Genomic DNA, 18,698 nt, shown 5'->3' on the forward strand with positions numbered 1-18,698 from the left:
GCGGCGCCGGCGGCGGCATCGAGCGCGCCGGCCGGGCTTTGTGCGGGGGAGATCGTGCTGTTCATCACACCAGTTCCTTGGCGAAGAGCTTCCATTTGAGGATGTAGCGGGCGGCTTGCTGCGGCAGGGCGTCGAGGCGTTTTGCCGCTTCCCGCAGCGCCAGGGCGCTTGCGGTTTCGGCGCTGCTCTCGATCACCAGGATGGGGAGGAGTTGCCGGTCCGCCAGGCTTTCCCTGGGCAGGGGCTGGCTCAGTTCCGCATCGGGCATCAGCAGGTACGACTGCACGAAACCGGCCTGCGCGGAAAGCTCGCCGCCCACCTCGGCAATCTGGTCGACCAGCGCCAGCGGATCCTCCGGCTGCGCCAGCGGCAGCACGGCCAGCCAGCTGCCGCTGCCCTGCCCCACCGACGCGGTGACTTCGCTCACGCGGCGCATCGGCTGGCGCATGCGGTCGAGGTTGGCGACGGACCAGGGCGTCTGCCGGCGAAAGGCCGCCTTGTATGCCGCGGACGTGAAGGCCGAGAGCGACCCGGTGCGGTAGAGCCCGAGATACTTGGGCCCGCCCTGCACCGCTTCATAGCGCGCGGCCGAGATAAAGCCTTCGATGCGGGCGCGCTCTTCCACGTGTTCGCGGTCGTACCATTGATTGAAATCGGCCTCGTCGGCCGCATCCACATTCGACGCGACGAACAGCATGCCGTGCGGGGACATCCTCGCCGTGCTCTCGGTCGCAAAATTCTCGGTTGCCTCGGTTGCAATACGCTCGCTCATCAAACTCTCCGGTTACCATGCCAATCTCTGGAAGTGATTCGATGATCGGCGCGATCGGCGCGCGCGACAAACGGGTTTTTCTTCGTGTTTTCGATCAGTTTTTCTGTTCGATCCCGCTGTTCAACCCCACTGCGCGCGCACCAGCGTAGCGCGCGGCAGCCCTTCACTCCGGCGCAAATGGTGCAGGCAGCGAACGTACGAAGCGATCCGATTCGCGGCAGGCAAGCTCCGCCACCAGGCGTATCGCTTCCGATGCGGCATGATCGAGATGGCTGACCACAAGCCGCTGATGCGGCAGCGGCATGTCGCAGGCAATCACCCGCAGCTCGCCGCGCTCCACTTCTTCGCGCACCGGCGCCAGCGGCATCAGCGCATTGCCGAAGCCGCCTTTCACCAGCCGTACGATGGCCGCGATCGAACTGACGCAATGCACCTTGCCCACCGGCAACCCGGCCTTGCGGTACAACTCCTTGAGCGCCACGTGCGGCTGCGATCCCGGGCTCATGGTGATGGTCGGGCGCTGCAGCAGCGTCAGCAGCTTCCCTTCGCCCGGCAGCGCTGGCCCCGGCGGGCCGACCCAGCCGATGGCCATCGGCAGGCAGGGCGTGCTGACAATGTCCTCTCCGACCGCGGAATCGGTCTGCAAGGCGATATCGATGCCACCGGCGCGCAAGGTCTTGTGCAGGCCCGCGGTGGTCTCGGAGGTGATCTGTACTTCGATGCCGGGATAGGACGATTGCAGATGGCGCAGGAAATCCACCAGCCAGGTATGCACCACGCTCTCGATGGCACCGATGCGGACCAGCCCGAGCAATTCGTTGCCGGAGCGCCCGAGCACCATGATTTCCCGCTGCAGTTCCAGCAGGCGTTCGCCATAGCCAAGCAGCCGCAGGCCCACCGGCGTCAGCCGCAGGTCGCGCGCCTCGCGCTCGAACACGCGCGCGCCGATCTCCTGCTCCAGCGAAGCGATCCGGTTGGACATCGCGGCCTGGGTGATGTGCAGCTTCTCGGCCGCGGCGCGAAAGCTGCCGAGCCTGGCCACCCACATGAAGGCTTCGACAAAGCGGGTATTCATGGCCCCAGGCTCCCGGCATTACCGCGCTCCCGCGCACCGGGCGGCAGCCCGCGCCCCAGGTTTTGCCGCTCGAGCGCACCGTTGCGGTGCGGCAGCCGCGTCAATGCCGCCTCTGGCAAGGTTGAAATAGTGACGATATCAGCATATTTTTCCAGTCAGTGAAATTTCACAACATCCTCAGATGGATTTTTATGCAAATTCCACGCCAGTGCTCTAGTGGCATTCCCTAGGACAGGCATGCCCGGCCGGACTTACCGCGCCGCCAGCGTCGACGGCGACGCCGACGCGTTTTTTGCCGGGGTGGTGCAGGCGCAGCACCTGCGCTGCGTACAATGCGCGGCAGTCCATCTCACGTTTCCCCGCAGCGTACGCCATGCCCCGAGCGCGCAAACAAGCCATCCCGGCCGGAAGCAGCATGCCTGCCGGCAAGCCGGCGCCCAAGAGCACCAACCCGCTCGACTACCAGCACGCCGCCCGCCCCGCGGCGGTCATGCCCAAGGAATTCCCCGACGGCTTCGTGGTGGCCGCGCACCGGCACGAACGCGCGCAACTGATCTATGCGGTGGCCGGCGTGATCGAGGTCACGGCGGGCCACGCCCTGTGGCTGCTGCCGACGCAGCGCGCGCTCTGGATGCCGCCCGGCCTGGAGCACGGCATGCGCGCCCGCGGCGCCGTGTCGCTGCGCACGCTTTATATCCGGCCCGAAACCTGCCCCGCCGCCACGCCCGCGCAGCCCCGCCTGGTCAATGTTTCGCCGTTGCTGCGCGAACTGGTTCTGCGCGCGGCATCGCTGCCGCTGGACCACGCACCGGGCGGCCGCGAGGACCGGCTGATGCGCGTGTTGCTGGACGAGCTCGAATGGTCGCCGGAACAGGCTTTGCCGCTGCCGGCCAGCCAGGACCGGCGCCTGGCGCGCATCTGCGACGCCCTGCGCGACAATCCCGCCGACCCGCGCACACTGGCCGAATGGGCGCTGGAGGCCGGCGCCTCGAGCCGCACGCTGGCACGCCTGTTCCAGGCGCATACGGGGGTCTCCTTCGTGCACTGGCGCCAGCAGGCACGCCTGCTGTACGCGCTGCCGCGACTGGCCGCGGGAGAGCCCGTTGCCACCATCGCGGCGGAGCTGGGCTATGACACGCCCGGCGCCTTCGCCGCCATGTTCCGCCGCTATACGGGCACCACGCCAAGCCAGTACTTCAGGATGTCCGATCCGGCGTAAAGAGTGGCCTGGCCGGCGCAGACGCGCCGCCGGGCCGGGCGTATCGTTGCGTGCATGGCCCTTCGCGGCAGGCAAGCGGCGAACAGCAGCAAGCGGCGGGCACCACACGACAACTAGGATCTGGACATGACACGTTCCAACATCGAATTCATCTCCGAAGGCGTGGCCCTGCGCGGGTGGCTGTATGCCCCCCGGGGCACGCACGCGGGGCCCCACCCCGCCATCGTGATGGCCCACGGCTTTTCCGCGGTCAAGGAACAGTACCTGGACCGCTACGCGGAGGTGTTCGCCGCGGCGGGCTTTGCCGTGCTGGTCTACGACCATCGCAACTTCGGCGACAGCGACGGCACGCCCCGGCAGGAAGTGGACCCGGTGCTGCAAAGGCGCGGCTACCGCGATGCCATCACCTACCTGTGCAGCCGCGACGACATCGCGCACGAACGCATCGGCATCTGGGGCACCAGCTACAGCGGCGGCCATGTGATCGAAGTCGCCGCGCTCGACCGGCGCGTGCGTTGCGTAGTGTCGCAGGTGCCGCAGATCAGCGGGTACGCCTCGGCCCTGCGCCGCACCCGCGCCGACCTGGTGCCGGCCGCGCTCGCGCGCTTCGAGGCCGACCGGCTGGCACGCTTCCGGGGCGAACCGCCGGCCATGCTGCCGGCCGTCAGCGCGGATCCGGCCGTCGCCTGCGCCATGGGGGGCGCCGACAGCTGCAAGTTCTTCACGGACACCGCGCCCTTCGCGCCGAACTGGCGCAACGAGGTAACGCTGCGCAGCGCCGAACTCGCGCGCGAGAACGAGCCAGGCATCCACATTGCCCGCATCAGCCCCACGCCGCTGCTGATGATCGTGGCCGACCGCGACCTGCTGACCGCCACCGACCTGTGCCTGGCGGCCTATGCACAAGCCCTGGAACCCAAGCAGCTGCTGATGATTCCAGGCGGGCACTTCACGCCCTACCTGGAGCATTTCGAGACCACCAGCCAGGCCGCGCAAGACTGGTTCGCGCAGCATCTCAAGCCGTAAGGAAGGCGGCGCGATAGCGGCCGGCAGGCCGCCGCGCATCTGCGCCTGCGCGGCGGCTGCCGGCACGGCGGGGGATCCGATGCGGCAGGATCACGACCATGCCGGGAGGAGCGCGCCTCGCCTGATCGTGCGTAAGACGGAGACGCAAGCCTGAGGGGCAATGCGGATCGCCGTCTTTGCCTGCTTTGTTGGCGAGACAAGAAAATAGGCCACCTCCCGAAGGGGAGGTGAAACGGCTTTTGACTTTAAAGCCTTTGCCTTTGACATCAACAACGCAAGACGCTCACCCCACCCCCAACCGCCCGGCCAGATCCACCAGCGCCGCCGCGCAAGACACATCCACCTTCAACGCCAGCAACCCATCCGCCCGCGTCTGCCCAAGATTGATCGCAGCAACCGGCTTGCCCAGCTTGCCCGCCGCGAGGCAGAAGCGATAACCGGAAAACACCGTCAGCGACGACCCGATCACCAGCAGCGCATCGGACGACTCCAGCGCCTGCATGGCAGCATCGACCCGCTCTCGCGGCACCGATTCACCGAAGAACACCACATCGGGTTTCAGCACACCGCCACAGTGGCCACAGGCAGGAATGCGCACCGCTTCGAAACTGGCCAGTTCCAGATGCGCGTCGCCATCGGAGGCCGGCAAGGCGCGCAGTTCGGCAAGTTCCGGATTGTCCGTCTCGAGCTGCGCCTGCAGCGAGGCGCGCGGGCGGCGCGTGCCGCATTGCAGGCAGATCACGCTGCCGACATGCCCATGCAACTCGATCACGCCGGTGCTGCCGGCGCGCTGGTGCAGGCCGTCCACGTTCTGCGTGACGAGCCGGCGCACATAGCCGGCCGCCTGCAGCTGCGCCAGCGCGAAATGCGCGGCATTGGGCGTGGCATTCGCCAGCACGGGCCAGCCCAGCATGCTGCGCGCCCAGTAGCGCTGGCGCACCGCGTGGGAACGGAAGAAATCCTGGGCCTGCACCGGCGGCGTGCGCTGCCAGTTGCCGTGAGCGTCGCGGTAGCCGGGGATGCCGGAATCGGTGCTGATGCCGGCGCCGGTCAGCACCAGCAGGCTGGGACAGCGTTGCACGAAGGCGTGCAGATCGGCCAGGATCGGCTGGTCGGTGACGGGCACTGGGGGCTCCTTGTGCGATGCGGATAACGTCGTGGCCGGGGGGGACCGCCAGGGCGGCTCAGAAGCTGGGATTGCCCGTGCCAGCATCCGCCGTCTCGCCGGCGAGCGCCTGCCAGGCCTTCAGTTCGGCGCGATAACGCGCCATCGCCTCCGCATGCAGGTCGAAAATGCAGGGATCGCAGCCATTGCCGCAGCAATCGTTGATATCCGGCGTGGGAGGCGCAACGGGCCTGGGCGGCAATGCCGCCGCGGATTGTTCCGGCGCGCTCGCCGCTTCCGGTTTGCGCCCTGCCGCGGACGCGGGATCTTCTACCGACACCATCTGCTCCGATTGAATTGCATACCTAGTATACGGCCGCTGCCGCGGCGGCGCCGTCCGCGCTGGCCAGCCACGCTTCGAATGCCGCGCTGCCGGGATCGCCTGCCACCGCGGCATAGACCACCAGCCGCAAGTGACGCTCCTCGTCCACCGTCAGCGTGGCATGCTCGCAGCGGACGCTGCCGATCCCGTCCAGCCACAGTCCGCGAATGCCGGTGCACACACCGTGCACATCGTGCTGCCGCCACCACTGGCGAAAATCCGGCGCCGCGTGTTCCAGTTCGTCCACCAGTTCGAGCAGCGTCGGATCGTCCGGCGCGCGGGCCAGGTCGCGCCGGAAGCTTGCCAGCATCTGCGGCACCTGCGTCTCCCAGTCGGCAAAGCGCTCCCGCATGGCCGGATCCAGGAAGATCATGCGCAGCATATTGCGATGTCCTGGCGCGCAGCCACCAAAGCCGAACACGCGCTCGGCGGCCTCGTTCCATGCCAGCACGTCCCAGCGCAGGTTGAGCACATAGGCCGGGCGCAGCGGCAGGTCCTGCATCAGCCTGCGCACCAGCGGCGGCACCGTGCACCAGGTGCGCCCGCTCTCGGCGGGCGGGCGCTGGTGCGCCAGCAGGAACAGGTGGCGCCGCTCGGCGGCATCCAGCTTGAGTACGCGCGCCAGGTTCTCCAGAAACGCAGCCGAAACGCCGATGTCCCGCCCCTGCTCCAGCCAGGTGTACCAGGTAAGGCCCACCCCGGCCAGCGCGGCCACTTCCTCGCGCCGCAGCCCGGGCGTGCGGCGGCGGCCCGCGCTGGGCAGGCCGGCTTCGGCCGGCGAGATACGTTCGCGGCGCTGACGCAGGAAGTCCGCGAGCGCGGCACGGGTGCGGTCAAGGGTGCGTGGCGGCATGGGAATCGGAAGGGACAGGATCAGCGGATTAGCCTATTGCCCTGTGTAATAGCATAAACACTTAAATTGTAATACTTTGGAAGCCGACTGAGAATGCGGGCCTGAGCTATCCACAGGATCCGCCATGCCTTCTCCCACTGTCTCCGGCAACCGCCCGCCGGGCCTTCGCCCCGCCACGGCCCAACCCGCGGCAAGTCCCTCCCCCACTGGCCTGGCAGTCCTGCTGCTGGGCGGCTTTGTCACTGTCTTCGACCTGTTCGTGGTCAATGTGGCGATCCCGGCCATGCAGACCGACCTGGGCGCCAGCTTCGGCGAGATCGGCGCCGTGGTGGCGGCCTACGAACTGGCCTATGGCGTACTGCTGATCATCGGCAGCCGGCTGGGCGATCTCCATGGCAGGCGGCGGCTGTTCGTGCTCGGCATGGCCGGCTTTACGCTGAGTTCGGCACTGTGCGGCGTCGCCGCAACCCCTGCGCTGCTGATCGCGGCGCGCGTGCTGCAAGGCATGGCGGCCGCGCTGTTGTTTCCGCAGATCTACGCCGTGATCCGCGTCAGCTATGCGGATGCGGCAAGGCGCCGCGCCTTTGGCCTGCTCGGCATGACGCTGGGCCTGGCCGCGATCGCCGGCCAGGTGCTGGGTGGCTTGCTGGTACAGAGCGATCTGCTCGGGCTGGGCTGGCGGCTGATCTTTCTGGTCAACGTACCGGTTGGCGTCGGCGCCGTGCTGGCAGCACGGCGCATTCCCGAGTCGCGCGCGACGCCGCAGGCGGCATTACCCGCGCGCGCACTGGACTGGCCCGGCGTGCTGCTGGCCAGCGCCGGCTTGTCGCTGTTGCTGGTGCCGCTGCTGGCAGGCCCGGCGCGCGGCTGGCCGGCCTGGACCTTCGCCTCGCTGGCGCTGGCCGCGCTGGTGCTGGCTGGTTTCGCCCGCGTGGAACGGCGCCGGCCGGCCCCGCTGGTGGACCTGGCCCTGTTCGGCCAGCGCCGTTTCGCCCTTGGCACGGCGGTGGTGCTGCTGGTGTACTCCACGGCCAGCGCGTTCTTCCTGTGCTTTGCCTTGCTCCTGCAGGCGGGATTCGGCGCCAGCCCGCTGTTGTCCGGCAGCGTGTTCGCGCCGGCCAGCGTCGGCTTCGTCGCCGCATCGATGGCAGCGCCCCGGTTGGTGGCGCGCTTCGGGCATGCCGTGCTGGCCGTGGCGGCGCTGCTCTACGCTGCCGCCCATGCCGCCTTGCTGCTGCAGGTGGCAACGGCACAAGCCGCGCTGGTGCCATGGCGCCTGATACCCGCCCTGATCCTGCTTGGCCTTGCCCAGGGCATGCTGATGACGCCCCTGCTGAACCTGATACTCGGCCTGGTGCGCGAGGCACATGCCGGCATGGCCTCGGGGCTGGTCGCGACCATGCAGCAGGTAGGTGGCGCTTTCGGCATTGCCATTGCCGGCATGTTCTTCCAGCCCGCGCTGCAGGCCGCGGGCGACAGCACCCGGCGCTATGCCGATGCCTTTGCCGGCGCGATGGGCTACAACCTGGCGGCGGCGCTGGTCTGCGCCCTGCTGCTGCTCGCGCTGGCTCGCCCGGCGGCGCGCAAGCCGGCATCGGCCTTGCGCACGGTGCGCTGAGCGCCTGCCCGGCTGGCGCGGCTAGAGCGGCGCGGCAAGCTGCCCTTCCAGCGTTGCGCGCAGGCGGCTGACCGCCTCGGCGGATTCGGCCTCGATGCGCTGGCGCAGCAGCAAGCGGTTGGTCAGGGCAAAGAACAGGTTTGGCGCGGTATAGACGAACTCCCGCTCGAAGAGCGTGCCCATCCGCATCGGGGTGAGCGTGTAGCGCACGGTGCCCGCCTGGCGCCCGTCGATGGTGCCCTCGATCGTCCACGCGACAGGCCGCTCGCGCTCGACGACGGTCCACACCACCGTGCCGCGCCGCCCCGCCACCAGGAAGGTTTCGGTAACCTGCTCGCCGGGCAGCAGCGAATGGTCGACCGCGCCGGCCACAGCCAGGGAAGACCGGTGCCAGACTGGCCAGTTTGCCGGGGTGGAGACGTAATCGAAGACCACGGTATCCGGCCGGGCGATGGCCGCCACGTTGACGATGCGGGTGACGTCGCGCCACTGCGCCGGCAACGGGAGCAGCAGGATGACCGCAGCGCACGCCAGGGCGAGCAGTGCGGCCAGCAGGCTTCGCCGCGTTTTCATGGCGGGATCGATGGGCGGGTGGCGGCGTACCGGAACGCTGCGGCAGCTGCAGCCGCTTGCGCCCGGGGTTGCCGCAATCTTTCCAGTGTAGTCAGCTTTGCAGGCTGTGTTGGCCCGGCGTGCGGCGGAATCGGACGCCGCCGGGCATGGCTGCCCGGCGGCCAAATCACCCGGCGGGTCCGCTCAGCGATTCGCGGCGAGCGGCGCCGGGCCCGCCTGCGCCGCCACCGGCGCGGCCTCGGGCAACGGCCCCCACCCGCCACCCAGCCGGCGCACCAGCGCCACCGTGGCGGAGGCGCGCAAGCCGGCTACCTGGTTGGCATCGCGCTGCGACTGCAGCACGGTGCGGTCGGCGTCGATCACCGTCAGGTAATCCACGGCGCCGGCTTCGTAGCGGCTGCGCGAGATCTTCGCCGCGCGGCGGGCGCCGCCGAGCGCGCTGTCCAGCGCGCCAGCCTGCTGGCTCAGCCAGCGCACGTCGGCCAGGCTGTCCTCCACCTCGCGCATCGCGGTCAGCACGCTCTGGCGGTAGCTCGCCACGGCTTCCTCGTGCTGCGCGCGCGCGGCGGCCAGGTTGGCCTTGTTGCGCCCGCCATCGATGATCGGCGCGGCGATGGTGCTGCCGATCAGCGGCCCCAGCATCCACGCCCGCGACGACCACTTGAACAGGTTGGACAAATCGTTCGACTCGAAACCGAACAGCCCGGTCAGCGTGATCTTGGGATAGAACGCGGCCTTTGCCACGCCGATGCGTGCGTTGGCCGCCGCCATCATGCGCTCGGCCTGGGCGATGTCGGGGCGGCGTTCCAGCAGGTCCGAAGGCAAGCCCGCCGGCACGGTGATCAGCGCGGCATCGAGCGGACGCGCGGCCAGCGTGAAGGCGGCGGGCGGCGCGCCCGTCAGCACCGCCAGCGCGTGCTCCTGGCTGGCGCGGCGCCGTTCGATGTTGGCCAGGTCCGCGCGCGCCGTGCCGAGCTCGGCCTCGGCACGAGCCGGGTCCAGGTCGGTGGTCTCGCCTTCGTCGTAGCGGCGCTTGAGCAGCTTGAGCGCGTCCTGGCGCAGCGCGATGGTGGCGTTGAGCAGGTCGCGCTCGCTGTCGAGCGTGCGCAGCGCGAAGTAGGCCTGCGCCACGTCGGCCTGCAGCGCAAGCAGCACCGAGCGGTACAGGTCTTCAGCGGCATCGCCCTCGGCCCGCGCCGCCTTGACGTTGTCGGCCACGCGGCCGAACAGGTCCAGCTCGTAGCTGGCGATGGCGCGCGCCTTCAGCACGGTCTGCGGCGCCACCCGGGTGCCGTCGGGCAGCCCTTGCGAGGCCGCCGAGAGTTGCGTGCGGGTGGGGTCCAGGCCCACGCTGAGCTGCGGGTACTGGTCGGCCTCGGCCACGCCGGTGAAGGCACGGGCCTGCTTGAGGCGGGCGGCGGCGACGGCAAGATCCTGGTTGGACTCGCTCGCCGCGGCGATCAGGCGGTCGAGATCGGCATCGCCGAAGATCTTCCACCACTCGCCGCGCTGCGCGCCTTCGGCGGGCGTTGCCACCTTCCATTGGGCGCCCTCGGCCTGCGCGGCCTCGGCCTCCTTGTAGGCCGGCGTGGCGGCGGTGGCGCTCTCGGGCACCTTGTAGGTGGGCGCCAGCGAGCAGCCCGCCAGGATCAGGGCCACGGCCAGGGTAGCCAGGCGCGGCAGCGCCGCGGGTAGTAGCGATGCCATGCGGGATGGCATCGGGGAGGTCATGGATGCATTCATGTCGGTCACCTTATTCAGCGGAGGCGATGGCCTTGTGGCTCGCCGACGGTACACTCTCGGCACGGCGGCGTTCGCCGCGCGTCGCCAGCAGGCGCAGCGCCACATAGAACACCGGGGTCAGGAACAGCCCGAAGAACGTCACGCCCAGCATGCCGGCGAATACCGCCACGCCCATGGCATGGCGCATCTCGGCGCCGGCGCCGGTGGACACCACCAGCGGCACCACACCCATGATGAAGGCGAACGACGTCATCAGGATCGGGCGCAGGCGCAGACGGCTGGCCTCGATGGCGGCGGCCACGATGGAGCGGCCTTCATGCTCCAGCTCGCGCGCGAACTCCACGATCAGGATCGCGTTTTTCGCCGACAGCCCCACCAGCACGATGAAGCCGATCTGCGTGAAGATGTTGTTATCGCCTCGCGTGAGCCATACACCGGTCATGGCGGCCAGCAGGCTCAGCGGCACGATCAGGATCACGGCCAGCGGCAAGGTCAGGCTCTCGTATTGCGCGGCCAGCACCAGGAACACCAGCAGCACGCACAGCGGGAAGATCCATACCCCCGCATTGCCGGCCAGGATGTCCTGGTAGGTCAGGTCGGTCCACTCGAACCTGATGCCCTTGGGCAGCGTCTCGGCGGCAATGCGCTCGGCCGCGGCCTGCGCCTGGCCGGAGGAGAAACCCGGCGCCGGGCCGCCGTTCATGTCGGCCGCGGTGAAGCCGTTGTAGCGCACCACGCTGTCGGGGCCAAAGCCCTGCTGGACGGTCAGCAGCGACGACAGCGGCACCATGTCGCCCGCGCTGTTGCGCGTCTTGAGCTGCAGGATGTCTTCCGCATGCGCCCGGAACTGCGCGTCCGCCTGCACCTTGACCTGGTAGGTCCGGCCAAACTTGTTGAAGTCGTTGACGTAGGCCGAACCCAGGTAGGTCTGCAGGGTATCGAACACATCGGTGACAGGAACGCCGAGCTGCTTGGCCTTGACACGGTCCAGCTTGACGTCGAGCTGCGGCACGTTGATCTGGTAGTTGGTGAAGATGCCGGCCAGCTCGGGCGTCTTGCGCGCCTTGTTGGTGAAGGCGTTGGTGGCGTCGAACAGCGCATCGTAGCCCAGCGCGGCACGGTCCTCGATCATCAGCTTGAAGCCGCCGATGGTGCCCAGGCCCTGCACCGGCGGCGGCGGGAACACGGCGATGAAGGCGTCCTGGATCGCGGCGTACTTGCCATTGAGCTGCTGCGCGATGGCGTTGCCCGACAACGCCTTGGTCTTGCGTTCCTCAAACGGCTTGAGCGAGACGAACACGATGCCGGCGCTCGGGCTGTTGGTGAAACCGTTGATCGACAGCCCTGGGAAGGCAATCGCCGATTCCACGCCGGGTTGCTTGAGCGCGATGTCGGACATCTGGCGGATCACGTCCTCGGTGCGGTCCAGCGTCGCGCCGTCAGGCAGCTTGGCAAAGCTCACCAGGTATTGCTTGTCCTGCGCCGGCACAAAGCCCTTGGGCACCATCTGGAACACGCCCCAGGTCAGCGCCAGCATCACCGCATAGACGCCGAACACCGCCGTCTTGCGCGAGATCACGCCCTTCACGCCCTTGCCGTAGCGCTCGGCGCTGGCGCCGAAGAAGCGGTTGAAGCGGGCAAAGAAGCCACCCAGCACGCGATCCATGCCGCGCGACAGCCAGTCCTTGGGCGCATCGTGGCCGCGCAGCAGCAGCGCGGACAGCGCCGGCGACAGCGTCAGCGAGTTGAAGGCAGAGATGATGGTCGAGATCGCGATGGTCAGTGCGAACTGCTTGTAGAACTGGCCGGTCAGGCCCGTCATGAAGGCCAGCGGCACGAACACGGCGATCAGCGTCAGCGCGATGGCGATGATGGGGCCGCTGACTTCGCGCATGGCCTTGTAGGTGGCCTCCTTGGGAGACAGCCCCTCGGCGATGTTCCGCTCGACGTTCTCCACCACCACGATCGCATCGTCCACCACGATACCGATCGCCAGCACCAGCCCGAACAATGACAAGGCGTTGATCGAGAAGCCAAACGCATGCATCAGCCCGAAGGTACCCACGATGGACACCGGCACCGCCAGCAGCGGAATCACCGAAGCGCGCCACGTCTGCAGGAACAGGATCACCACCAGCACCACCAGGGCGATGGCTTCGAACAGCGTGTGGGTAACGGCCTCGATACTATGGCGCACGAACTGCGTCGGGTCATAGACGATGCTGTAGTCGACGCCATCGGGGAAGTTCTGCTTGAGTTCCTCCATGGTCTTGCGCACGTCGTCCGAGATCTGGATGGCGTTGGAGCCCGGTGCCTGGAAGATGGGAATCGCCACCGCGGACTTGTTGTCCAGCAGCGAGCGCAGTGCGTACTCGGAGGCGCCCAGCTCGATGCGGGCGACGTCCTTCAGGTAGGTCACCCCGCCATCGGGCGAAGTGGCGACGATGATGTCGCCAAAGCCTTCGACGGTTTCCAGGCGGCCCTGCGCATTCACCGACAGCTGCAGGTCGGCGCCCGGCAGCGCCGGCGAAGCGCCGATCACGCCGGCGGCCACCTGCACGTTCTGCTCGCGGATGGCCTTGACCACGTCGGCGGCCACCAGCTTGCGCTCGGCCATCTTCTCGGGATTCAGCCACACGCGCATGGAATAGTCGCCCGAGCCGAACAGTTGCACCTGGCCCACGCCCTGGATCCGCGCGAGGCGGTCCTTGACATTGATCACCGCGTAGTTGCGCAGGTAGGTCATGTCGTAGCGGTTGTTCGGCGAGACCAGGTGGACCACCATGGTCAGGTCGGGCGAGCTCTTGACGGTGGTGATGCCCAGCCGGCGCACGTCCTCCGGCAGGCGCGGTTCGGCCTGCGCCACGCGGTTCTGCACGAGCTGCTGCGCCTTGTCGGGATCGGTGCCGAGCTTGAAGGTGACGGTCAGCGTCAGCAGGCCGTCGCTGTTGGCTTGCGACGACATGTAGAGCATGTCTTCGACGCCGTTGATCTGTTCTTCCAGCGGCGATGCCACGGTGGCGGCGATCACCTTGGGGTTGGCGCCGGGATATTGCGCGCGCACCACCACGGAGGGCGGCACCACCTCGGGATACTCCGAGATCGGCAGCTTGAACATCGAGATGGCGCCGACCAGGAAGATCAGCACCGATAGCACGCCGGCAAAGATAGGCCGGTCGATAAAGAATTTCGAGAGATTCATCTCAGTCTCGGCGAAAGGGCTCCCCCTGGCAGCCTGGATGGCAGGCGCCATGTGAAGAGCGGGGAAGCTAAAAATGGCTCGGCTTCGGAGGAGAAGCTATTTCAACGCCGGCGCAAGGTGCATGCGCCCGCGCTCTCCCCCGGCCCCTCTCCTGCCATGCGCGGGAGAGGGGAGCAAACCCAGGGCTGCGCTCAGGTCAGCGGTTTGCCGTCGGCGGCCTTGCCGGCCGGCTCTTCGGCAGCGGCCTGCCTGCGGTCGGCTGTTTCGCCGCGCGGATCCAGCTCGCGCTTGAACGCCATGTCCACCGCCTTGGGCGCAATCGTATCGCCCGGGCGCACGCGCTGCAGGCCGTTGACCACGATCTTCTCGTCGGCCTTCAAACCCTGGCGGATGACCCGCAGGCCCTCGTAAGCCGGCCCCAGCGTGACTTCGCGGTAGCCCAGCTTGTTGGCGTTGTCCACCACCAGCACGAACTTCTTGCCCTGGTCGGTACCGATGGCCCGGTCGTTGACCAGCACCACCGGATGCGGCGAGCCGCCGCCGAGCTTGATGCGCGCGTACAGCCCCGGCAGCAGGCGCCCGTCCGGGTTGTCGAACAGCGCCCGCACACGGATGGTGCCGCTCTTGGTGTCGAGCCGGTTGTCCACGGACTGGATGCGCCCCTCGCGCGGATAGTCGTCTTCGTTGGCCAGGCCCAGGAACACCGGCAGCCTGGACTGGCCGCTCGCCGCACCGGTCGCGCCAGCCGCGTTGGCCTCCGTGTAGCGCAGATAGGTCTGCTCATCGAGCTCGAAGCTGGCGTACACCGGCGACACCGACACCACCGTGGTCAGTACCGGGGTACCGGCACCGGCCGCCACCAGGTTGCCGACGGTGATCTCGGCCCGGGATACGCGTCCGCTGACCGGCGCGGTGATATGCGTATAGGCCAGGTTCAGGCGCGCCGCTTCCAGCGACGCCTGCGCAGCGCGGACATTGGCCACCGCTTCGCGCGAGCCGTTGTCGCGCTCGTCGAACTCACGGCGGGAGATCGCGTTGTCCTGCGCCAGCCGTTGCGCGCGGGCCTGCTCGGTCTGCGCCTGGCTTGCGCGGACCTGGGCGGCGGCCAGCGCGGCTTCGGCGCGCGCCACCTCGGCGGCATACGGGCGCGGGTCGATGGTGAACAGCGGATCGCCCTTCTTCACCAGCGCGCCTTCGCGGAAGTGCACAGCGTCGATGGTGCCGCCCACCCGGGCGCGGATCTCCACGCGGTCCACCGCTTCGAGGCGGCCGGAGAACTCGTCCCACTCGGTGATGGTCTTGCCCAGCGCGCCGGCCACGTCCACGGCGGTGGGCGCCGGCGCGGGCACGGCCTGCGCCTCGCCGGCATGCCAGGGCTTGAAGATCGAGGTAGCCAGGCCGCCGCCGAGCACGGCGACGATGGCCAGGGCAATCATGGTGCGTCGATATTGCTGCGTCATTTCTTCACTCCGTATTCCGTCTGGGTTTTCTTCAACTGAAAAGCAAAAAAAGGACGAACGCCCCCGCCGGAGCGCGCATGGAGATCGCGCCCGGAACGCCTGCTGGTCGCAGGCCGGCTTGGCTTGGTCGGGCGGGATCAGCCGGGCGGGCTGGCTCCTGTCTGGCGTTCGGTCCTGAGCGAGGCATCGTCGCCGCCGGCAAGGTAGCCCTGCAGGTAACGCGCGCCTTCGTTTATCCACACCTGACAGCGGTCGTGGGATTCTTCCACCCCGGCACCGCAGGCACCGGGCATGATCTGGGCTTTGGCCGGCACGCCGGCCATCTGCAAGCGATCGGCGAAGGCCTGGCCTTCGGCGCGCAGCGCATCTTCCTCGGCCACCTGGACCAGCGTGGGCGGCAGACCGGCCAGCCGCGAGGCATGGACAGGCGCCGCGTAGGGGTGCACGCTGGCTGCCGGGGTGGGCAGGTAGTCGCGGTAATAGCCGGCCAGGCGCTGCAGCATTTCCAGCGGCACGCTCGGCTTGCCCTCGCCGCCCGCGCAGGAAGCATGCTGCAGGCACGGATCGGTGACCGGGCGGATCAGCCATTGCGCGCGCGGCTCGGGCAGGCCACGGTCGCGCAGCATCTGCGACAGCGCGATAGCCAGGTTGCCGCCCGCCTCTTCGCCCACCAGGGCAAAGCGCAGTTTGTCCACCTTGAGGCTGCGCGCATGGCGCAGCACCCAGCTGGCGGTATGGAACACGTCCTCCGGCGCCGCCGGGAAGGGAAAATCGGGCGCCAGCGAGTACGCCGGCGTCACCACCACCGCCGGCACCGTGGCCGCCAGCGAACGCGCCAGCCGCTCCGACTTGTCCTGGCTGCATTCCACAAAGCCACCCGCATGCAGGTAGATCAGCCAGGGCAGCAAGGGCGCGGTCTTGCCCACCGGATAGCCGGGCGGATACGTCAGGCGCACGGTGATGGTGCGCCCGCAGCTCTCCACCGCATGCTCCGTCACGCGCCCCTCGTCCAATTCGGCTGCGGAGGCTGCGGCTGCGGCTTTGGATCGGGTGGGCGACATGGCGGTCCTGTGCGCCAGGTTAGCGGCGCATCCATTGCATATTGCGATGCAGCGAATTATGGTGGTTGATAGGAGTGGGATAAAGCGATGCTTTGCCAATGCACTGTTTCTCCGGTGAAATAATCGCCGAAGTCGCCGCCGCAGCACGGGCGGGGAAACCCTTCGCTGTGCAAGGTCATCGGTTTTGTGATCCACTCCCGCACTTTCGCAGCCGCGCAGACCGCGCCAACCGTCCTGTGTGGGGCCGGAACGCACCTGACACGGGTGCATGCGCCGCCTGCCAGGCCTGCCTCTTTTCTTATCCCGGGGAGCGAACATGGATCGTCTCGTATCAATGCAGGCATTCACCCGCGTGGTGGATGTGGGCAGCTTTGCGCGGGCGGCGGAATCGCTGGACCTGCCGAAGGCCACCCTCACCCGCCTGATCCAGAACCTGGAAACCCATCTGGGCGTCAAGCTGCTGCACCGGACCACCCGGCGCATCAGCGTCACCACCGACGGCGCGGCCTATTACGAACGCTGTGTGCGCATCCTGGCGGACGTGGAAGAAGCCGAGCAATCGCTGACCCATCAGAACAACACCCCGCGCGGCACGCTGTGCGTGGATACCACCGCCGGCCTGGCCCAACTGGTGCTGATCCCCAGGCTGCATGAATTCTTTGCCGCCTATCCCGAGCTGAAGCTGGAGCTGACCATCAACGGCAAGCCCATCGACCTGCTCAAGGAAGGCGTGGACGTGGTGCTGCGCGTGGGCGACCCGGTGGACGAGACCATGGTGGCGCGCCGCATCGGGCAACTGCGGCTGGGCTTCTACGCGTCGCCGCTCTACCTCAATCGCAGCGGCACGCCCACCCAGCCCGGCGACCTGGCGCAGCACAAGGCGGTGAACTACCTGTCCAATCGCACCGGCCGCGAGATGCCCTGGCCGATGGGGCAAGGCGAGCAGCGCACGGAGATGCTGCTGCCTTCCGCCATTTCCACCAACGACGCCGACGTCTACCTGGCCTGTGCGCTGGAGGGCCACGGCATCGCGCGCATCTCGCGCGTGATGGCGCTGCCCTACGTGGAAAGCGGAAGGCTGATCGAGGTGCTGCCCGACTGGCCGACCGACTCCCTGCCGATCTCCGCCATGTATCCGCAGAACCGCCACTTGTCCGCCAAGGTGCGGGTCTTCGTCAATTGGGCCGCCGACCTGTTCGCGCGCCATCCGCATTTCGGGGATGGCCAGGCGGGGCAGCGCCCGCAACCCGGGCAGCCCAAGCTGGCTGCCTGAGCGGAGCAAGAGCGTCCGCGGCGGCCGCATCGGCTAGACCGCGCCCGGCGCTTCCGCCAGCGCCAGCGCCTCCACCTCGAACAACATCCCGTCGAGCGCCAGCCGCGGCACCGGGATCAAGGTGCAAGCCGGCTTGGGCGCATCGCCCCAGGCCCGCTCCACCTCCGCCGCCAGCACGCGCAGACGCGCTTCGCTGTGATCCACCACCAGCACGGTCAGCTTGGCAACCAGGCGCACTTGCGAGCCGGCCGCCACCAGGGCCACGCGCAGGTTGTCCAGCGCCTGCCGCACCTGGCCCTCGAAACTGTCGGGCAGGCTGCCGTCCGCCCGCTCGCCGCCCTGCCCGGCTACGCAGACCAGGCCCGCGCCGGGCGCAATCATGGCCACGTGGGAATAACCATTGGCACTGGGATCGTAGAGACCCAGCGGATTGAGCATGGTGAGCTGGCGCGAGGCCGGCCGGGTGATGTCGGTATTCGGGGTGTTGCTGCTGGAGACTGGCATGGGAGCACTTTCCTTCTTCTTGCGTGACGTGATGGCGAAAGTTCGCCTTGGCCGGATACAAGGCAGGCTCGACAATGCCGTCCGTCTGCCCTAATATCCAAGAACGTTTTTGGATATTAGGCTGGAAGCATGAATTACACAATAGAAAACTTGGATAACCCTGCTGGCTCTCCGGGTGATCGCATCTTGTTTCTGCTGAAGACCAAGGGCGCCGCCTCGACCGCGCAGATCGCGCAGGCGCTCGGCGGCACCGCCGAGGCCGCCCGCCAGCAGGTGCAGAAGCTGCTGGCCGCCGGGCTGATCGAAGGCCGCCAGCAAAGCGCCAGCGGCGCCGGAAGGCCGCGCCAGGACTGGGCGCTCACCGCCAGCGGCCACGGGCGCTTTCCCGACACCCACGCGCAACTCACCATCCAGCTGATCGGCTCGGTGCGGCAGTTGTTCGGCGAGCAAGGACTGGACAAACTGATCGGCCAGCGCGAAGCGCAAACCCGCCAGCAATATCTCGCGGCGGTTGCCGGTCAAGACCAGCTTGCGCAGCGGCTGGAAACGCTTACCGCGCTGCGCCAGTCCGAAGGCTATATGGCCCGCCTGGAGCGGGACGGCGCCGACTGGCTGCTGATCGAAGACCATTGCCCGATCTGCGCCGCGGCGCAGACCTGCCAGGGTTTCTGCCGGGCCGAGCTGCGGATATTCCAGGAGGTCGCGGGCGACGGGGCCATCGTCACCCGCGAGGAACACCTGCTGAGCCATGCGCGCCGCTGCCTGTACCGGGTCAAAGCCGCGGCATAGGTGAACCGCATCGGGCAAGGGCGACGGCGCCATCTTGACGTAG

The 18,698-nt window shown here is 68.2% G+C and carries 16 protein-coding genes; 5 read left to right on the forward strand and 11 right to left on the reverse strand.

The features are described 5' to 3' along the window. Positions 1 to 64 precede the first annotated feature (64 nt). Complete coding sequence (locus tag AC3FOF_RS35980) at positions 65 to 772, reverse strand: DUF4286 family protein (RefSeq protein ID WP_017228106.1); 708 nt, start codon at positions 770 to 772, stop codon at positions 65 to 67. 163 nt (positions 773 to 935) lie between these two features. Then, entirely contained in the window at positions 936 to 1,847 is a 912-nt protein-coding gene (locus AC3FOF_RS35985; protein ID WP_276263262.1) for a LysR family transcriptional regulator, read from the reverse strand. Positions 1,848 to 2,262: 415 nt separating this feature from the next. Here AC3FOF_RS35985 and AC3FOF_RS35990 point away from each other — a divergent pair, with 415 nt between their 5' ends. Both AC3FOF_RS35990 and AC3FOF_RS35995 read left to right on the forward strand, forming a co-directional pair. After that, positions 2,263 to 3,066, forward strand: a complete 804-nt coding sequence (locus tag AC3FOF_RS35990) for an AraC family transcriptional regulator (RefSeq protein WP_488729326.1) — start codon at positions 2,263 to 2,265, stop codon at positions 3,064 to 3,066. A 126-nt stretch (positions 3,067 to 3,192) separates the two neighbouring features. Further along, complete coding sequence (locus AC3FOF_RS35995; RefSeq protein WP_488729327.1) at positions 3,193 to 4,092, forward strand: alpha/beta hydrolase; 900 nt, start codon at positions 3,193 to 3,195, stop codon at positions 4,090 to 4,092. Positions 4,093 to 4,375: 283 nt separating this feature from the next. On the opposite strand, the gene AC3FOF_RS36000 is transcribed toward AC3FOF_RS35995, so the two are convergent. From AC3FOF_RS36000 to AC3FOF_RS36010, 3 genes are read right to left on the reverse strand one after another with little or no spacing between them, the layout of a single operon-like run. Further along, the gene (locus AC3FOF_RS36000; RefSeq protein ID WP_488729328.1) at positions 4,376 to 5,305 is read right to left on the reverse strand and encodes an NAD-dependent protein deacetylase; all 930 of its coding nucleotides are present in this window, start codon (positions 5,303 to 5,305) and stop codon (positions 4,376 to 4,378) included. Further along, on the reverse strand, positions 5,277 to 5,540 hold the full coding sequence (locus AC3FOF_RS36005; RefSeq protein ID WP_017230253.1) for an oxidoreductase-like domain-containing protein: 264 nt from the start codon (positions 5,538 to 5,540) through the stop codon (positions 5,277 to 5,279). The genes AC3FOF_RS36000 and AC3FOF_RS36005 overlap by 29 nt, the downstream gene beginning before the upstream one ends. A gap of 22 nt (positions 5,541 to 5,562) precedes the next feature. After that, a complete protein-coding gene (locus tag AC3FOF_RS36010) occupies positions 5,563 to 6,432 on the reverse strand; it encodes a helix-turn-helix transcriptional regulator (protein WP_488729329.1) in 870 nt (289 codons plus the stop codon). 124 nt (positions 6,433 to 6,556) lie between these two features. Here AC3FOF_RS36010 and AC3FOF_RS36015 point away from each other — a divergent pair, with 124 nt between their 5' ends. Next, complete coding sequence (locus tag AC3FOF_RS36015) at positions 6,557 to 8,050, forward strand: MFS transporter (RefSeq protein WP_488729330.1); 1,494 nt, start codon at positions 6,557 to 6,559, stop codon at positions 8,048 to 8,050. A 21-nt stretch (positions 8,051 to 8,071) separates the two neighbouring features. Here AC3FOF_RS36015 and AC3FOF_RS36020 read toward each other — a convergent pair whose 3' ends face one another. From AC3FOF_RS36020 to AC3FOF_RS36040, 5 genes are all read right to left on the reverse strand, one after another. Then, positions 8,072 to 8,623, reverse strand: a complete 552-nt coding sequence (locus AC3FOF_RS36020) for an SRPBCC family protein (protein WP_488729331.1) — start codon at positions 8,621 to 8,623, stop codon at positions 8,072 to 8,074. Positions 8,624 to 8,806: 183 nt separating this feature from the next. After that, positions 8,807 to 10,366 carry an efflux transporter outer membrane subunit gene (locus AC3FOF_RS36025; RefSeq protein WP_488729332.1) on the reverse strand — a complete coding sequence of 520 codons (1,560 nt, stop codon included), beginning with the start codon at positions 10,364 to 10,366 and terminating at the stop codon, positions 8,807 to 8,809. A gap of 10 nt (positions 10,367 to 10,376) precedes the next feature. Beyond that, complete coding sequence (locus AC3FOF_RS36030; protein ID WP_017224503.1) at positions 10,377 to 13,568, reverse strand: efflux RND transporter permease subunit; 3,192 nt, start codon at positions 13,566 to 13,568, stop codon at positions 10,377 to 10,379. Between the two features lie 191 nt (positions 13,569 to 13,759). After that, a complete protein-coding gene (locus AC3FOF_RS36035; protein WP_488729333.1) occupies positions 13,760 to 15,028 on the reverse strand; it encodes an efflux RND transporter periplasmic adaptor subunit in 1,269 nt (422 codons plus the stop codon). A 137-nt stretch (positions 15,029 to 15,165) separates the two neighbouring features. Next, a complete protein-coding gene (locus AC3FOF_RS36040; RefSeq protein WP_017224897.1) occupies positions 15,166 to 16,089 on the reverse strand; it encodes an alpha/beta hydrolase in 924 nt (307 codons plus the stop codon). Between the two features lie 316 nt (positions 16,090 to 16,405). Here AC3FOF_RS36040 and AC3FOF_RS36045 point away from each other — a divergent pair, with 316 nt between their 5' ends. Next, positions 16,406 to 17,362 (forward strand): LysR family transcriptional regulator, encoded by a 957-nt coding sequence (locus AC3FOF_RS36045; protein WP_488729334.1) that lies wholly within the window; start codon positions 16,406 to 16,408, stop codon positions 17,360 to 17,362. A gap of 33 nt (positions 17,363 to 17,395) precedes the next feature. Here the strand turns inward: AC3FOF_RS36045 and AC3FOF_RS36050 are convergent, their stop codons facing one another. After that, on the reverse strand, positions 17,396 to 17,866 hold the full coding sequence (locus AC3FOF_RS36050; RefSeq protein WP_488729335.1) for a RidA family protein: 471 nt from the start codon (positions 17,864 to 17,866) through the stop codon (positions 17,396 to 17,398). 129 nt (positions 17,867 to 17,995) lie between these two features. Between AC3FOF_RS36050 and AC3FOF_RS36055 the strand changes: the two genes are divergently transcribed. Next, positions 17,996 to 18,655 (forward strand): helix-turn-helix transcriptional regulator, encoded by a 660-nt coding sequence (locus AC3FOF_RS36055; protein WP_488729336.1) that lies wholly within the window; start codon positions 17,996 to 17,998, stop codon positions 18,653 to 18,655. Positions 18,656 to 18,698 lie beyond the last annotated feature (43 nt).

It is taken from the genome of Cupriavidus sp. 96C5-1, assembly GCF_057798855.1.

Bases quoted from the DNA above. Each gene is read 5' to 3' on its own strand.
- AC3FOF_RS35980 (WP_017228106.1), bottom strand. From the start codon at position 772: ATGAGCGAGCGTATTGCAACCGAGGCAACCGAGAATTTTGCGACCGAG.
- AC3FOF_RS35985 (WP_276263262.1), bottom strand. From the start codon at position 1,847: ATGAATACCCGCTTTGTCGAAGCCTTCATGTGGGTGGCCAGGCTCGGC.
- AC3FOF_RS35990 (WP_488729326.1), top strand. From the start codon at position 2,263: ATGCCTGCCGGCAAGCCGGCGCCCAAGAGCACCAACCCGCTCGACTAC.
- AC3FOF_RS35995 (WP_488729327.1), top strand. From the start codon at position 3,193: ATGACACGTTCCAACATCGAATTCATCTCCGAAGGCGTGGCCCTGCGC.
- AC3FOF_RS36000 (WP_488729328.1), bottom strand. From the start codon at position 5,305: ATGCTGGCACGGGCAATCCCAGCTTCTGAGCCGCCCTGGCGGTCCCCC.
- AC3FOF_RS36005 (WP_017230253.1), bottom strand. From the start codon at position 5,540: ATGGTGTCGGTAGAAGATCCCGCGTCCGCGGCAGGGCGCAAACCGGAA.
- AC3FOF_RS36010 (WP_488729329.1), bottom strand. From the start codon at position 6,432: ATGCCGCCACGCACCCTTGACCGCACCCGTGCCGCGCTCGCGGACTTC.
- AC3FOF_RS36015 (WP_488729330.1), top strand. From the start codon at position 6,557: ATGCCTTCTCCCACTGTCTCCGGCAACCGCCCGCCGGGCCTTCGCCCC.
- AC3FOF_RS36020 (WP_488729331.1), bottom strand. From the start codon at position 8,623: ATGAAAACGCGGCGAAGCCTGCTGGCCGCACTGCTCGCCCTGGCGTGC.
- AC3FOF_RS36025 (WP_488729332.1), bottom strand. From the start codon at position 10,366: ATGAATGCATCCATGACCTCCCCGATGCCATCCCGCATGGCATCGCTA.
- AC3FOF_RS36030 (WP_017224503.1), bottom strand. From the start codon at position 13,568: ATGAATCTCTCGAAATTCTTTATCGACCGGCCTATCTTTGCCGGCGTG.
- AC3FOF_RS36035 (WP_488729333.1), bottom strand. From the start codon at position 15,028: ATGACGCAGCAATATCGACGCACCATGATTGCCCTGGCCATCGTCGCC.
- AC3FOF_RS36040 (WP_017224897.1), bottom strand. From the start codon at position 16,089: ATGTCGCCCACCCGATCCAAAGCCGCAGCCGCAGCCTCCGCAGCCGAA.
- AC3FOF_RS36045 (WP_488729334.1), top strand. From the start codon at position 16,406: ATGGATCGTCTCGTATCAATGCAGGCATTCACCCGCGTGGTGGATGTG.
- AC3FOF_RS36050 (WP_488729335.1), bottom strand. From the start codon at position 17,866: ATGCCAGTCTCCAGCAGCAACACCCCGAATACCGACATCACCCGGCCG.
- AC3FOF_RS36055 (WP_488729336.1), top strand. From the start codon at position 17,996: ATGAATTACACAATAGAAAACTTGGATAACCCTGCTGGCTCTCCGGGT.